Here is a 14605-nt window from a genome sequence, read left to right as displayed (position 1 = left end):
TGATATGGAAACCACCACGTTTAATAAAGTAAAAGAAGACGATGCTGAAATCCTCAGTTCCTGGACCTATCCACCTCCTTATGATTTTTATAATCACGCTCAAACTGAAGATCGTAAACAAGAATGGCTAACGGGAAACTACTTCTGTATATATAAACAAGCAGAAATGATTGGTTTTTTTTGTTACGGTGAATCAGCAAGAGTGCCGGTGAATAACCGTCTTCTATATATAGATGAATACATTGATATTGGCCTAGGGATGAGGCCAGATTTAACAGGAAAGGGAGGGGGAAAAAGTTTTTTAACCAGCATTCTCATGGAAATAGAAAGGCTTTTTCCAAACACTCCAATAAGGTTAACAGTCGCTTCGTTTAATAAACGAGCCATCCATCTTTATGAAAAACTCGGTTTTATTATTCAACATCAATTTCAAAGAAAAAGCACAACCTTTTATATAATGGTAAGAAAAAAATAAAGGAAATCATACGAGAAGGTTCGAATATATAAATATTCGAACTTTTTAATTTTTATTAGATGAAAAATTTAAAGGTGTTTTTAGGTGTTGAACATCAAGAATGATCGGAATTTGTCTGTTTAGAAACCTGGTAGGCTTACCTTACTTGACTTTAAATGATTATGACTAAAAATATTACATTCGAATTTTACATAATAATATATGAAAGCGTTTTAATTTCAAAATTTTCTGAGGAGGAAAAAACTTGACTGAATTATTAAATATTACGATTGGTGATTTATTAGAAAAAAGAGCAGAAGAGAATCCTAATCACGAAGCGTTAGTCTATGCAGATAGAGATTTGAGGTACACATATCATAGTTTTAATGAGTATTGCCGTACAGTTGCTAAAGGTTTCATGAAACTCGGCTTAGAAAAAGGAGAACATGTAGCGATTTGGGCTTCTAATACACCTGAATGGGTAAGTGCTCAATTTGCCACAGGTAAAATTGGATCCGTATTGGTTACTGTCAATACGAATTATCAAGCCGCTGAACTTGAATATTTATTACAACAATCTGATGCCACCACCATTATTTTGATGGAAAAATACCGTGACCAATCATACATAGATATTCTCTATAAAATAGCACCAGAATTAAAAACATCCCAGCCTGGGCAGTTAAAATGTAGCAAGCTTCCCTTTCTGAAAAATGTCATCGTGTTGGGAGAGAAGCGCTTTGCGGGCACTTATAGTTGGGAAGATATTGTAACTCTTGGTGAAGGGGTTAGTGATGAGATCTTAAATGAACGTTTGCGTTCGCTACATCCAGATGATGTCATTAACATGCAGTATACTTCAGGTACAACAGGGTTTCCGAAAGGGGTTATGCTTACACATAGTAATGTCGTAAATAACGCATTAAATATTGCCGCTTGTATGAAGCTCACAAAGGATGATCGATTATGTATTCCTGTACCATTCTTCCATTGCTTTGGTTGTGTTATTGGCACCTTAGCTTGTGTGTCAGTTGGGGCAACGATGATACCTGTACAAGAATTTCATCCTGATACTGTATTACAAACGGTTGAACAAGAAAAGTGTACAGCACTTCATGGCGTACCAACGATGTTTATTGCGGAAATCAATAGCAAACAATTTAGCAAATATAATTTGCAAACATTGCGAACAGGTGTAATGGCTGGTTCCAATTGTCCGATAGAAGTAATGAAAGCGGTCATTGAAAAAATGGGTATTGAAGAGATAACGATTTGTTATGGACAAACGGAATCTTCACCAGTTATTACTCAAACACGCACGGATGATCCCTTTCATTTACGTGTGGAATCAGTGGGCCGAGCGTTACCAGAGGTAGAAGTGAAAATTGTTGAACCCGGGACATCAAATGTAGTGGCATTAGGTACTCAAGGGGAACTTTGCACAAGGGGATATCATGTGATGAAAGGTTATTATAACAATCCTGAAGCGACAGAACAAGCTATCGACAAAGAGGGTTGGTTGCATACCGGAGATTTAGCTATTATGGATGAAAATGGTTATTGTAAAATAACAGGTCGTCTGAAAGATATGATTATAAGAGGTGGGGAAAACGTATATCCTAGAGAAATTGAGGAATTTCTCTATAGCCATCCTGACATTTTAGATGTTCAAGTTGTAGGTGTTCCTGATGAGGTTTACGGTGAAGAGGTAATGGCATGGATTATATTAAAAGATCAGGTTAACATTACCGCTGACGAAATTAAAGAATATTGTAAAGACAAAATATCGAAGCATAAAATACCTAAACATATTACTTTTACGAAAGAATACCCAATGACTGCTTCTGGTAAAATACAAAAATTCAAATTAAAGGAACAAGCGATTCAAGCGATTACTGCCCAGAAATTATGAATGAAAGACGAGATGAAATAAAAATGTAGAGAGTAAAGAAAAGGAATGAGCAAGAGGCGAGGCAAATTGTTTGCCTTGCTTTTTATTCCACCAAACTTCCTAGAGTTTTAATCGGATTCAGGTGATAGGATATGTAGTTAAGGTAAAAATATGGTAAAAATTTGTAAAGATAGAGGGAATCACTTTCGAATTGTTGAATATTGTAGGAGGAGAAAGAATAAATATATTACTATAGTGACAATAAAGGAGAGCACTTATGTGTATGGCAACGATTCACCTCTTTGTATATGGCACATTACGAAAAAATGAGAATCATCATCATTATTTAACTAAATGTCCTTTAATTGCTGAACAAGCTTGGATAAATGGGGTCATGGTTGAGACGAGTGAGGGTTATCCGACAGTCGAATTGTCAGAGAAACCATCTGAAAGAGTATATGGTGAATTATACGCTGTCAGTACTGAACAATTAGAAACGATCGATGTTTTAAAAGGCTATAAAGAAAATGACAAGCATTCATTATCTGTAAGGAAAAAAGTGCTCGTACATACGGATCAAGGCGAGCAACAAGGTCTTATTTTTGTATCCCTCGATAAAACTCTACAGCAAGAAGTAATTAAAGCTTCAGATTGGAAGTTATACAATCTGCAAAGGAATGCCCCAAAGACTTTTTACTATTTTGCTTATGGCTCTTGTATGGATACTGAAAGATTTATGAAAGCTGGAGTTGACCATTTTTTTGAAGATGTCGTCGGTGTAGGGATGTTAAAAGGCTATCAAATGGGCTATTATTTCTATGCACCTGATGGGAATCGCGCGGACATTGTTGAGGGTTCTGGTGAAACAGAAGGCATTGTTTATCAATTACCGATCGAAGCAATGGATTATTTATTTAAAAGAGAAGGCGTTACTGTTGGTCATTATCGACCGACTTTTGTTAATGTGACAATCGATGGGACGATATATAAAGATGTATTAACCTTCCATGTTTATGATAAGAATCCCCAGTCTGCTCCGCCACTCTTTTATGCGAGGGAAATTTTGCGGGCAGCTGAAGGGAGACTCAGTTATAAATATGTTCAGCACTTAAAAGATGAAATAAAAAAGCTCGGAGTTGTGAATTAAACAAAGAAGTTTACTATAAGCTACTTTGGGGGTATATAACAATGTCACCAAAGATGAAAGAAGGTCGTCTAAATGAAACAATTGACGAAAACATGCTTCTTTGAGATTGTTTATGATAAGCAACATTATCAACACTTGGAAATGGTTAGAATCGATTATATTTGTGATATACTATATGTAACATTTAAAGATTTCTTCACAAGTGAAATGTATACTTTTGAAAAGGAAAAAATATCTTTTTTGCAAAAAGTATTTCTATAAACACACATTTCAAATGAGTATATATCATCACATCTAGAAAAAAATCACAATACAGCTTGCAGAACACATTTTATTTTTTTACACTGTATAAGAGAACACATAAGGAGTGGCAAAATATGATTCATCAAACTTGGCATGAAAGTGATACATTAAAAAAGGTAAAATGTGTACATACGAATGCAGCGAAATATATTGTTAATCGTGCTTTAACTGAAGGGAAAATCTATGATGTGAAAAATGAAACAGAAGAGTTTTTCTTCATCATTGACAATTCTGGTAAAGTTAGTGGATTTTATAAAGACTATTTTAAAGAAGTGTAAGCTGAAAAGCTGTCAGAAGAACTGACAGCTTTTTCGTATGCAAAAAAATAGATAAGAAAGAAATAATCATTGCATTGAGGATGGAGCAGGACGGGACTATTGAGCAAAGAATTGAACTTAATAATTATGTATAAGATTCTTATTTAAATGATGATGATTGGTATAATCAAGCCTGTTACTTTAATGGCTTTACAGAATATTTTTAGGTAATATAAGTTTTGTTTAAATAGGTCTGATAGGGATACTTTCCTATCAGACCATAGAATGACCATTATTCATGATCAGGGAAGATTCGTTTCACTGTTTCACTAAATTCATCGAAGAAACCTTCAATTGGTTTTCCGTCGCGAACATCTTTTGCATATGTGTCCACACGGTTGTAGAAATCAGGATTTACTGATACATAAACATCATCAATGTTCTGGTCAGATAATTTTACTTGATCAGCAATTTTACTTTCTAAATCTTGTGTTAATTCCTTACCATTCGCTAAGGTTGCTGCTACATAGGCATTGTCGCCAGTGAGTAAAACTCTTGCTCTTTTTACTTCGTCCATTTGTGTAATATTATCAGCGGTTTTATCAGCGAATCTCATTGATTGTTGTGTTCCATCATAATCGACATTACGAGTATGAATATTGTGGTCAATACTTGGTCTATCATTGTCGCCATTTCTGTCATATCCAACCTTTGCGGGGTCATGCATATCTGGTGCTCTATTAGCAGTGTCGTTCACTTCTTGCCCATTATTCATGCCACAAGCTGTTAATAGGAGAGAGCCTGAAAGAGCAACTGCAATGATTGTACCTTTCATTTTTTAACACCCTTTCTTTTTTTCTTACACTGTTAGCTTGGCACATATAATCGATAGTATGCATGAACAATTTTTAGGAGCAGGAGGTCAAGGATGAAGTATCTATACATTGGAATTGGCGGGATAATCGGTGCGGGCATGAGGTTTGCTATTATAATGGTCATTGGCCAGTTTTGGCAAAGTGCGTTTCCTGTAGATATTTTAATAATCAATGTGTTTGGTGCCTTTGTTCTAGGTTATTTATCAACCATCACATTGCCTATTGATCCTAAACTTAAACAAGCAATCACTGTAGGGGTAATTGGCTCATTTACCACATTATCAACTGTGAGTGCGGATACAGTCTTATTAGTTGAAAGTGGATATTTCATTCAAGGTTTTATTTATATTTTTTGTAATATCGCACTAGGATTAGTAATGGTCTATCTTGGTATGGTTTTGGGTAACCGTAAAGAGGTGAGGGGAGCATGACTGAAATACTTTATGTGATGATAGGTGGATTTTTTGGTGCCATAGCCCGTTTCTACTTATCAACGTTGATCAATAGGATAACGAATTCACTCTTTCCATATGGAACGGTTATCGTTAATTTACTTGGTTGCTTCTTGATGGGGATTGTTGTTCATTTTCTAAATTGGGAAAATGTATCAGCTTTACTTGCAGTTGGTTTACTGGGGGCATTTACGACTTTTTCATCTGTTCAGTTAGAAATGGTGGAATTAATGATGAAGAAACAAAAGATGGCTTTTATATATTTATTTGTCACTTATATAGGAGGCATTGCCTTTTTCATGTTAGGATTAAAAATGTTGCCATAAATCGATTGTTCATTTATGGACAAGTATGGAATACATATTAATAGGATGGAAACAAAAGGGGAATGAAAATGATTGTAAAAGTAGTGAATAAGGTGAATCATCGTGTCAATATTTTCTAATCAAAAATTAATTCAAGTAATAAAATATGTTATCCCATGCATCATTTTGCTTATTGTAATAATGGAAGCAAATAAATTTTTTAAAGATTTCAACTGGGCATTGCTTGAGCATTACTTAGATGAGCTTTCATTTTGGCGAATTTTTTTCATTATTATTTTAGGGTTCATTTGTTTATCACCAATGTTTTTTTATGATGTTATTTTAAATCGCTTACTGCAAGTTAAAATTCCGATGCATAAATTGCTAGGGTATTCGTTATCTGCAAATGCTTACTCTAACTTAATTGGGTTTGGTGGAGTAGCAGGTGCAACATTAAGAACGGTTTATTACCGTCCCTACTTAGACAATAATATTCCTTATATTAAGGTAATCGCCAAGCTGTCATTATTTTATCTTTGTGGTTTATCAATCTTGTCTTGGATTGTGTTAATTAATGGTTCTGAACTTTTCTCAGAGGTAAGATTAGCGCATCTTGCTATTTGGATTGTTGCAATTTATACCCCTCTATTGCTTTTCGTCTATTTTATTAAACGAAAACTACAAAGTTTGCCCATCAAAAGGGAGTTTATAACGGAACTATTAATGATCTCAGTGTTTGAATGGATATTTGTCGTTATTTGTATTTGGGGTATTTTAAATATAGTCGGTGTGAATTTTTCTTTATTTTCTGTTTTCCCAATTGTCATTGTGGCTGCTTGTGCTGGCATAATAAGTATGTTACCTGGCGGAATTGGTTCGTTTGATTTAGTTATTCTAATCGGGTTTGAATCGCACGGTATACCAGCAGAATTAACATTTATGATTTTAATGTTTTATCGCCTTAGCTATTACTTTATTCCTGCAGTAATTGGTACACCAGTTGTTCTGAATGCTATTTGTGGCCATTTAAAAACAAAAAAATTTTTTAGCTAAAGAGAGACGGCAATAATCATAGTGAAAGAAGTAAATTTGGGAGTATGAAGTGTGATTAAGACCGATGTCGGTGCTCAAATCCAATGTGTATAATTGAGGGAAATAGTAAAATGCGCACACAATAAAGATGTATGCGCATTACTTTATTTTAAAAGCATCCAAACTTTATCATTAAGAGGCGCTTTTATCAACTGGTTTAGTTGATAACTGATTCGTAAAAAGCAATCGAGCACTAATTAATCGTTTTCTAACGATTAATCCAATCCATGCGGCCATTATCGCTTTAATCAAACCACCGATAATAAATGGAGCGAATCCTGCCAAAAATGCTGCGCTCCAACTTAATTCAGTCAACCACTTTAACCACGCGGTTCCAATAATTAAGGTAATAAACATACCTATGAGATTGGCTGTAAGCGCATGGGCAAATGTAAATTTTGTTTTCTCTAGGTATTTTCCCATCAGCCATACAACTGGTATATAGCTAATTAAATAGCCACCTGTCGGTCCTACAATTACTGAGAATCCTGCAGAAAACTCTGCAAACACAGGCACCCCAGCACATCCTAATGCTAAATATAAGAGGATGGAAAAAGTGCCGTATTTCGATCCTAAAATCACGGCAGCTAATCCAATTGCTAATGTTTGTCCAGTAATTGGGACGAGAGGTAGTGGGATAATTAATTGTGCCATAATTCCAATAATAGCTGCGAATAATGCTGTCGTAAGGAGCGACCTTAATCGTAATTGTTCTTTCGTCAATTCTTTCACCTCATCCATAATGTTAACCGTATGTATAATATAGTTTACATTATAGTGTGACGGTATTTTTATGTCAACTATGTTTTGTGTTTGGTTTACTTATTTGTCGTGCTTTCTCAATTCTTTTAATGGTTTCTAAATGCATCCCTTCATGAAAAATAGAGAAAAGGATACATTCGCCAACTGTATGAAAAGTAATTCCCATTTTATTTGTGAATGGGGATGGCAAGGAATCAGTAAATCTGTTTTCGGCAACGGAAATGATTCTCTGCGGCTGCTCTTGTAATACAGTTTTGATTTCTAAAATAGCTGGTGGATTCCCTTGCCAGAGATGTGGAGCAGTACCTGCAGCAAAAAATGTTTCGTATTCACTTGAAATCCCCATCTTCTCTCCTGAAAGTTCAAATACAAGTCTTTCCTGTATGTAAGCGATATGTCCAAAGTTCCAATGAATATGATTATTGAATCCTTTTGGGATTGTAGAAATGAATGCAGGATTTAATTTCTCGAGTGATTGGATTGTTAAGGAACGTATTGTTTGAATATGATTAGAGATATTTTTAATCATGTGTTCTTTCCTTTCAAATAAAGTATTATTCTTTTTGTGATATATTCTTGAGGAAAAAAGAAACTCCTGCAATCAAATGAAACATTAGAGTTGAAGTTTCTTTAAAGTAGGGTAAAATATAATTAACAATTATCAAGTTGTTAATTAATGTAATGGTGGTGGGGCAATTACCTTATGACTAAAAAATATCGTACACCAGATGGCTATACAGCAGATATTGCTGTTTTTACCATTGTTACAGAGGAATCCAAACCATTTACTCCGCCAGTTATGAGCTTAAACCTTTTGTTAATTGAGAGAGCTAAATGGAATGCAGAAGGAGAGTTAAATACAGAGGGAGGGAAGTGGGCGCTGCCGGGAGGCTTTGTTGGCGTTCATGAAAATGCCTTGCAGGCAGCTGTTAGGGAATTAAAAGAGGAAACCGGGATTGATTGTGTGCATATGAAGCATTTTGGCATATATGATGAACCGGGTCGAGATGATAGAGGTTGGATTATATCAAATGCCCATTATGCGATTATCTCTGAAGATGACTTAAGGCAAATAAAAGCAAATGATGACGCATCTGACGTTAAATTAGTGAATATTAATGACGTCCTGCAATTAGAGCTTGCATTTGATCATCGGCAAATTATTTATGATGCCCTGAGCGTAATCAAAAGTGAGCTGTTACAAACGACAGCAGCAAAGAATTTATTACAAGATGAATTTACATACTCAGAATTACAAGCCGTATTATCAACAGTAACAAAAGATCCCGCTATACTAAATGAACAAGCATTTGCTAGGAAAATTAAATCCCTTCCTTTTATAGAAAAGGTTGAGGGGAAAACGACGCAAAGAACGTCAAAAAAAGCAACGCAATTATATAGGTTTAATGAAGTAGAAGTAGTGAAACCTATATATACAGGACGATATCAAGAAAGATAATGGGGGAGATACTTTTGGCTAGGGCTTTGATTAATATTGATTATACCAATGATTTTGTTAACGGAGCATTACCTTGTGGAGAACCGGCCATTGCTATTGAAGATGAGATTGTACGAATAACAGAAGATTTTATTAAAAATGGTGATTTAACTGTTATGGCTATTGATTGCCATGAAGAAGATGATCATTTTCATCCCGAAACAAAGCTATATCCACCTCATAATATAAAAGGGACAGAGGGTAGAGAGCTATATGGTAAATTAAAACAAGTTTTCGAGGAAAATAAAGGTTTAGGCCATGTAAAGTGGTTAGATAAGACAAGGTACAGTGCTTTTTGTGGAACGAATTTAGAACTTGTATTAAGAGAACGAAACATTAGCGAATTGCATTTAGTTGGCGTTTGTACAGATATATGTGTACTACACACGGCTGTAGATGCTTATAACAAAGGATTTTCAATTGTTGTTTATGAAAGAGCCACAGCAAGTTTTAATGAAATGGGTCATAAATGGGCACTCGATCATTTTACTGGTTCTCTGAATGCAGTAGTTAAATAAAGAAAAAGGGGTATTAAATAGAATGAACAAGCCATATCCAGACGACAGCATGGCATTACACACAGACTTATATCAAATTAATATGGCACAAACATATTGGCAAGATGGCATACATGATAAAAAAGCGGTTTTTGATATTTATTTTAGAAAGCTTCCTTTTGGAAACGGCTATGGTGTGTTTGCAGGTCTTGAACGCATCATTGATTACCTGCAAGGATTCGAATTTTCTAAGAGTGATATTGCTTATTTGCGAGATGAATTACATTATCCTGATGCTTTTCTTGATTATTTAGCGAATTTACGTTTTACAGGTAGTATTCGTTCAATGGTTGAAGGTGAGCTTGTTTTTGCCAACGAACCAATTGTAAGAATTGAAGCACCACTTGCTCAAGCGCAATTAATTGAAACAGCTTTATTAAACATTATCAACTTCCAAACTTTAATTGCTACTAAAGCTGCCCGTATTATGGAAGTGTTAGATGATGGTGTGGCAATGGAGTTTGGCTCCCGTAGAGCACAAGAAATGGATGCCGGCGTTTGGGGAGCAAGAGCGGCTATAATTGGTGGGTTTGGTGCTACATCTAACACACGTGCTGGTAAAATGTTTAATATACCAGTAGCAGGTACACATGCTCACTCGCTTGTACAAGCATATAAAAATGAATATATTGCTTTTCATAAATATGCAGAAACACATAAAGATTGTACCTTCCTTGTTGATACATACGATACGCTTCGTTCTGGTGTACCAACGGCTATTAAGGTTGCAAAAGAGTTAGGTGATCGCATTAATTTTGTCGGTATTCGAATTGATAGTGGGGACTTGGCTTATTTATCTAAAGAAGCTAGAAAAATGTTAGATGAAGCTGGATTTACTAACACAAAAATTGTTGCTTCTAATGATTTAGATGAATATACAATTATGAATCTTAAAGCACAAGGTGCCAAAATTGATTCTTGGGGTATTGGGACAAAGCTGATTACCGGTTATGACCAACCTGCACTTGGTGCTGTGTATAAAATGGTGTCTATAGAAAATGAAGCAGGAGAAATGGATGACACAATTAAAATTAGTGGGAATCCAGAAAAAGTGACAACGCCTGGTTTGAAACGTGTTTATCGAATTATAAATAGGGAAAATCACAAATCAGAGGGTGATTATATCGCTCTTGAGAGTGAAAATCCTAAAGAAGAAGAACGTTTAAAAATGTTCCACCCTGTCCACACCTATATTAGTAAATTTGTCACCAATTTCGAAGCGAAAGACTTACATCAGGACATCTTTACGAATGGTCAATTAGTATACGAAAAGCCAAGTCTACAGGAGATACAAGGATACGTGAAAGAAAACCTTTCTCTATTATGGCATGAGTATAGAAGGTCATTAAATCCGGAAGAATATCCTGTAGACTTAAGCCCGATTTGCTGGAATAACAAAATAGAACTGATCGATTCAATTAAGAAAAAAATTAAAGATAGCCTAAATGCTGACGCTTGATGAAAGGATGAGTAATAATGTCCATGCAAGATAAGATTCGCGCTGCTTTACATGTAAAATCATTCATTGATGCAAAAGAGGAGATCAGTGAACGAATTAATTTTTTGAAAAGTTATGTCAAGGGTGCTCATGCTAAAGGATTTGTATTGGGGATAAGTGGTGGTCAAGACTCTTCACTAGCCGGACGATTAGCACAGATAGCAGTAGAGGAATTACGGACGGAAGGATATGAAGCAAAGTTCGTGGCGATTCGATTACCATACGGAGAGCAACATGATGAAGATGACGCACAAAGAGCATTGCAATTTATTCAACCGGATGAAACATATGTTTATAATGTGAAATCACCAGTCGATGAAATTCAAAAAGTATATAATGATGTGGCCGATATTGCTGAGCTAAAAGATTTCCATAAAGGGAATGTGAAAGCAAGAACACGTATGATTGCCCAATATATTTTCGGTGGAGAAATGGGTCTTTTAGTGATTGGGACGGACCACGCTGCAGAAGCAGTTACAGGATTTTATACGAAGTACGGTGATGGCGGAGCAGACTTATTGCCACTAGCAGGCTTATCCAAGCGTCAAGGTAAAGCCCTACTAAAAGAGCTAGGTGCAGAAGAGAGAATTTATATGAAAGTACCGACAGCAGATCTACTTGATCAATCACCAGGACAGGCTGATGAGACAGAATTAGGGATTACTTATGATGAGCTTGATGACTATTTAGAAGGAAAAGAAGTCAGTGCCGAAGCTGCTAAGAAAATTGAGCAAAGGTATATCATAACAGAACATAAAAGACAAATGCCAGCCTCTATGCATGACGACTGGTGGAAATAATGTTGTAGGCAGACTGCTAGGTGGCAGTCTGTTTTTTTTGGAGGGAAGTAAGTACATAAATTAAAATGATTAGAGGTTTTGACCAATCTACTGACTTTGAATTGCTAATAAAGAAGCAGGTGTTCAAAGCGTTGGCACTTCATGCAGAAGAGAAGACGCGGATGAAAGCAGAGCAGAGGGTTTTTGTCCGTTACTCAGGAAAGAAGATGAAGATCTAGCAAAAGCGGTTGCCTTACTCAAAAAGAAAAAGTGATTGAATACCAATTATAAGGCGTTTCCACTGTTTCATTAGGTATTTTCACTAAATAATTGAGCAAATGCTATCTAGCTTTCCCTTTAACTTAGAGCCAAAAAAGAATGGATCTAAAAAGATCCATCCCGCTTCTATCGATTTAAATGTCTACCTTTAGTTTTTCTTGGCCATACTTTTTCTTCTATTTTTTCGTAAACTTCCAATAATGTCGTGAACATTTGCATTCTACCTATGAGGTTATACATGATAAACGCACAAATGATGGCAATGAGTGCTCCTGTTATCACATCAAATGGATAATGGACACCAACCCATATTCGTGAAATACCTACTAATACAGCAAGAATGGGCCACAATATATTTTTCTTATTAAATAGCCAAAAGACGATACAGAATGAAAAGAATAATATCGTATGATCGCTTGGAAAAGAATTATTCGCCGTTTTCTCTATTAGCTGATTGACGTTATCCAATTCAACAAAAGGTTGGTAGTTAAAGTGAAGTTTGCTAACAACGAACTTACCAATAATTTCAGCTAAAATAAATGTAAATCCTGCCGTCATCACCATATAACGATTTTTTGTTTTACGTGTAAACCAATACATCAAAGTAATTAAGGCTAATAAAATCACTGTATATTCGGCAATAAAAACAATCATTGGATTTAAAGCTGGATATTCAAAGCCTAGGTCATTTATTCCTCTAAATAAACTAATATTGATTTCGTTCATCTCTCAATACCTTTCTATTCTATCAGTTTCTAATGTCATTACTCCATTATAATCATTTTTCCTATTGCTGTCATCTGATTCTATCAAGTAACTTACATTATCATAAGAATAGACGAGAATAAAGGCAACTTCCCTACACCTTTGTTTAATAAAATTTTTAAGGTAATGTTTTTTCCTGCATACCCTTTCATTTACTAACTAAGCTTCTTTTACCCAATGTAGCCAACAATTACCGCTATAATAGTTTAATAGGTTTTGGTTTAATATGAATATGAAAAAAATAACTAAATACTTATCATTATTTTTGTTAACTGTCACTCTTGTCTTTGGAATAAAAAATATAGCAAGTGCTCAAACCGTACATACAGTGCAATCCGGTGATACAATGTGGAAAATAGCGGTGAAGTATCAAGTAGGGGTGCTAGAGATTATTCAAGCTAATAAGCAAATCGGGAATCCTAACCTTATTTACCCTGGTCAAACAGTTCAAATTCCCTCTACTGCTCAAGCTACATTATCAATGGAATCACAAGTCGTTCAGCTTGTAAACGAAGAGCGCGCTAAAGAGGGCTTAAAACCATTAAAAGAAAATTGGGAGCTCGCGCGAGTGGCACGCTTTAAATCTCAAGACATGATTGATCGTCGTTACTTTAGTCATCAATCTCCTACATATGGCACACCTTTTCAAATGATAAAAGATTTTGGGCTAACATACAATGCAGCAGGGGAAAATATTGCAGCTGGCCAAACAAGTGCACAAGCTGTTGTAACAGCATGGATGAATAGCGATGGACACCGTAAAAATATCCTATCTAGTCAGTTCACTGAGATCGGTGTTGGCTATGCTAAAGGTGGCTCTTACGGTCACTATTGGACACAAATGTTTATTTCAAAATAATAATATAGAAAGGAAACCGACTGTCGTATGATTACGGCAGTTTTTTTATTAAGCCCTTTTGCGATAATCTAACTGTGTCTTTTGAGGTTAGAGCGTTATTTAACTGGTATATTACTATTGTGGCACATCTTGAAAAAGCATAACTGTAACAATAAAGGGATCCTCTTGCGCAGGCTATAGCTTCCCGAGAGACTAGGAAGAGTTGAATGGCTACAATGGTGTACGAACAAACTCAACCGAATGTTAAGTTTGTTCGCGTCATTATTCATTGGCTTTTGTTACTTAAAACATCATGTCTCTTGGTTATATGTGAATGAATATTTTATCCATCGAGAAAAATACAATTATTGCACAACAATGTAAGCAATCATTTTCCCATGATCTTCTGCTTGAGAATGGTTATGGCAGATGAGTTGATAGGTACCTTTTTCGTCAAATTGGAGAGGTACCTTGGTTTCTTCTCCTTTTTGAACCACACCTTTAATATCAGTCCCCTCTACATAAAAGGAATGTTCCTTACCCATCACACCTAGTATATTTAAATTGACTTTTTCTCCGACCTCTAAAAATACAGTTCCTGGATCCCAGCGATACACTTCCATTTCTTGTCCATTTTCCATTGTTGTTTTATATTCTGTCGTGACCATTTCAATCTCCCTTGTTGTTTCTGTCGTCTCCCCGAACACAGCTAAACTCCCATTCTTTGATATAAGCCATACAGAAGCAGATGCAATAAGGGCAATGACTAATAAAACAGTGATCATCGTTTGCTTTGTAATAATTAGGAATTTCATTCTATCTCTCCTCATTTATTAGGTTGTACTTCATATGT

General features: G+C 35.5%; 18 protein-coding genes. 13 read left to right on the top strand and 5 right to left on the bottom strand.

All coding sequences use genetic code 11. The features are described from left to right. The first annotated feature begins 4 nt into the window (after positions 1-4). The 5 genes from MHH73_RS12110 to MHH73_RS12090 all read left to right on the top strand — a co-directional run bounded on the left by MHH73_RS12110 (position 5) and on the right by MHH73_RS12090 (position 4073). Positions 5-475, top strand: coding sequence for a GNAT family N-acetyltransferase (locus MHH73_RS12110; protein WP_341067044.1), 471 nt, complete (start codon positions 5-7; stop codon positions 473-475). A gap of 244 nt (positions 476-719) precedes the next feature. Next, positions 720-2366, top strand: coding sequence for an AMP-binding protein (locus tag MHH73_RS12105; RefSeq protein ID WP_341067042.1), 1647 nt, complete (start codon positions 720-722; stop codon positions 2364-2366). 262 nt (positions 2367-2628) lie between these two features. Next, the gene (locus tag MHH73_RS12100; protein ID WP_341067040.1) at positions 2629-3492 is read left to right on the top strand and encodes a gamma-glutamylcyclotransferase; all 864 of its coding nucleotides are present in this window, start codon (positions 2629-2631) and stop codon (positions 3490-3492) included. A 72-nt stretch (positions 3493-3564) separates the two neighbouring features. Continuing rightward, complete coding sequence (locus MHH73_RS12095; RefSeq protein ID WP_191814225.1) at positions 3565-3753, top strand: hypothetical protein; 189 nt, start codon at positions 3565-3567, stop codon at positions 3751-3753. Positions 3754-3869: 116 nt separating this feature from the next. Further along, positions 3870-4073: a DUF6501 family protein gene (locus tag MHH73_RS12090; RefSeq protein ID WP_191814223.1), complete on the top strand. Its 204-nt coding sequence runs from the start codon at positions 3870-3872 to the stop codon at positions 4071-4073. 271 nt (positions 4074-4344) lie between these two features. On the opposite strand, the gene MHH73_RS12085 is transcribed toward MHH73_RS12090, so the two are convergent. Further along, positions 4345-4887, bottom strand: a complete 543-nt coding sequence (locus MHH73_RS12085; RefSeq protein ID WP_341067036.1) for a YhcN/YlaJ family sporulation lipoprotein — start codon at positions 4885-4887, stop codon at positions 4345-4347. A 93-nt stretch (positions 4888-4980) separates the two neighbouring features. Between MHH73_RS12085 and crcB (MHH73_RS12080) the strand changes: the two genes are divergently transcribed. The 3 genes from crcB (MHH73_RS12080) (at position 4981) to MHH73_RS12070 (ending at position 6737) form a co-directional block, all read left to right on the top strand. After that, positions 4981-5358 (top strand): fluoride efflux transporter CrcB, encoded by a 378-nt coding sequence (gene crcB / locus MHH73_RS12080; RefSeq protein WP_191814219.1) that lies wholly within the window; start codon positions 4981-4983, stop codon positions 5356-5358. After that, the gene (crcB, locus tag MHH73_RS12075) at positions 5355-5705 is read left to right on the top strand and encodes a fluoride efflux transporter CrcB (RefSeq protein WP_191814217.1); all 351 of its coding nucleotides are present in this window, start codon (positions 5355-5357) and stop codon (positions 5703-5705) included. Before crcB (MHH73_RS12080) ends, crcB (MHH73_RS12075) begins: the two co-directional genes overlap by 4 nt. 102 nt (positions 5706-5807) lie before the next feature. Continuing rightward, complete coding sequence (locus tag MHH73_RS12070) at positions 5808-6737, top strand: lysylphosphatidylglycerol synthase domain-containing protein (protein WP_191814215.1); 930 nt, start codon at positions 5808-5810, stop codon at positions 6735-6737. Positions 6738-6908: 171 nt separating this feature from the next. Here the strand turns inward: MHH73_RS12070 and MHH73_RS12065 are convergent, their stop codons facing one another. Beyond that, positions 6909-7499, bottom strand: a complete 591-nt coding sequence (locus MHH73_RS12065) for a biotin transporter BioY (RefSeq protein WP_191814213.1) — start codon at positions 7497-7499, stop codon at positions 6909-6911. 73 nt (positions 7500-7572) lie between these two features. After that, positions 7573-8067 carry a DinB family protein gene (locus tag MHH73_RS12060; RefSeq protein ID WP_341067030.1) on the bottom strand — a complete coding sequence of 165 codons (495 nt, stop codon included), beginning with the start codon at positions 8065-8067 and terminating at the stop codon, positions 7573-7575. Positions 8068-8241: 174 nt separating this feature from the next. Between MHH73_RS12060 and MHH73_RS12055 the strand changes: the two genes are divergently transcribed. From MHH73_RS12055 to nadE, 4 genes are read left to right on the top strand one after another with little or no spacing between them, the layout of a single operon-like run. After that, entirely contained in the window at positions 8242-8997 is a 756-nt protein-coding gene (locus tag MHH73_RS12055; RefSeq protein WP_341067027.1) for an NUDIX hydrolase, read from the top strand. 14 nt (positions 8998-9011) lie between these two features. Continuing rightward, positions 9012-9554, top strand: coding sequence for a cysteine hydrolase family protein (locus tag MHH73_RS12050; protein WP_318245479.1), 543 nt, complete (start codon positions 9012-9014; stop codon positions 9552-9554). Positions 9555-9576: 22 nt separating this feature from the next. Further along, positions 9577-11052: a nicotinate phosphoribosyltransferase gene (locus MHH73_RS12045; protein ID WP_341067024.1), complete on the top strand. Its 1476-nt coding sequence runs from the start codon at positions 9577-9579 to the stop codon at positions 11050-11052. A 17-nt stretch (positions 11053-11069) separates the two neighbouring features. Further along, positions 11070-11891: an ammonia-dependent NAD(+) synthetase gene (gene nadE, locus MHH73_RS12040; protein ID WP_341067022.1), complete on the top strand. Its 822-nt coding sequence runs from the start codon at positions 11070-11072 to the stop codon at positions 11889-11891. Positions 11892-12275: 384 nt separating this feature from the next. Here nadE and MHH73_RS12035 read toward each other — a convergent pair whose 3' ends face one another. Next, the gene (locus tag MHH73_RS12035) at positions 12276-12875 is read right to left on the bottom strand and encodes an undecaprenyl-diphosphatase (RefSeq protein ID WP_191814200.1); all 600 of its coding nucleotides are present in this window, start codon (positions 12873-12875) and stop codon (positions 12276-12278) included. Between the two features lie 271 nt (positions 12876-13146). On the opposite strand from MHH73_RS12035, the gene safA reads away from it, so the two are divergent. Next, entirely contained in the window at positions 13147-13773 is a 627-nt protein-coding gene (gene safA / locus MHH73_RS12030; RefSeq protein WP_191814198.1) for a SafA/ExsA family spore coat assembly protein, read from the top strand. Positions 13774-14117: 344 nt separating this feature from the next. On the opposite strand, the gene MHH73_RS12025 is transcribed toward safA, so the two are convergent. Then, positions 14118-14567, bottom strand: a complete 450-nt coding sequence (locus tag MHH73_RS12025; protein ID WP_191814196.1) for a cupredoxin domain-containing protein — start codon at positions 14565-14567, stop codon at positions 14118-14120. Positions 14568-14605 lie beyond the last annotated feature (38 nt).

The sequence above is a fragment of the Cytobacillus sp. FSL K6-0265 genome, assembly GCF_038003465.1.
In the GTDB taxonomy this organism is placed as follows: domain Bacteria; phylum Bacillota; class Bacilli; order Bacillales; family Cytobacillaceae; genus Cytobacillus; species Cytobacillus stercorigallinarum.
Note: the sequence above shows the minus strand (reverse complement) of the source record. Positions and strands in the feature narration are given on the sequence as shown.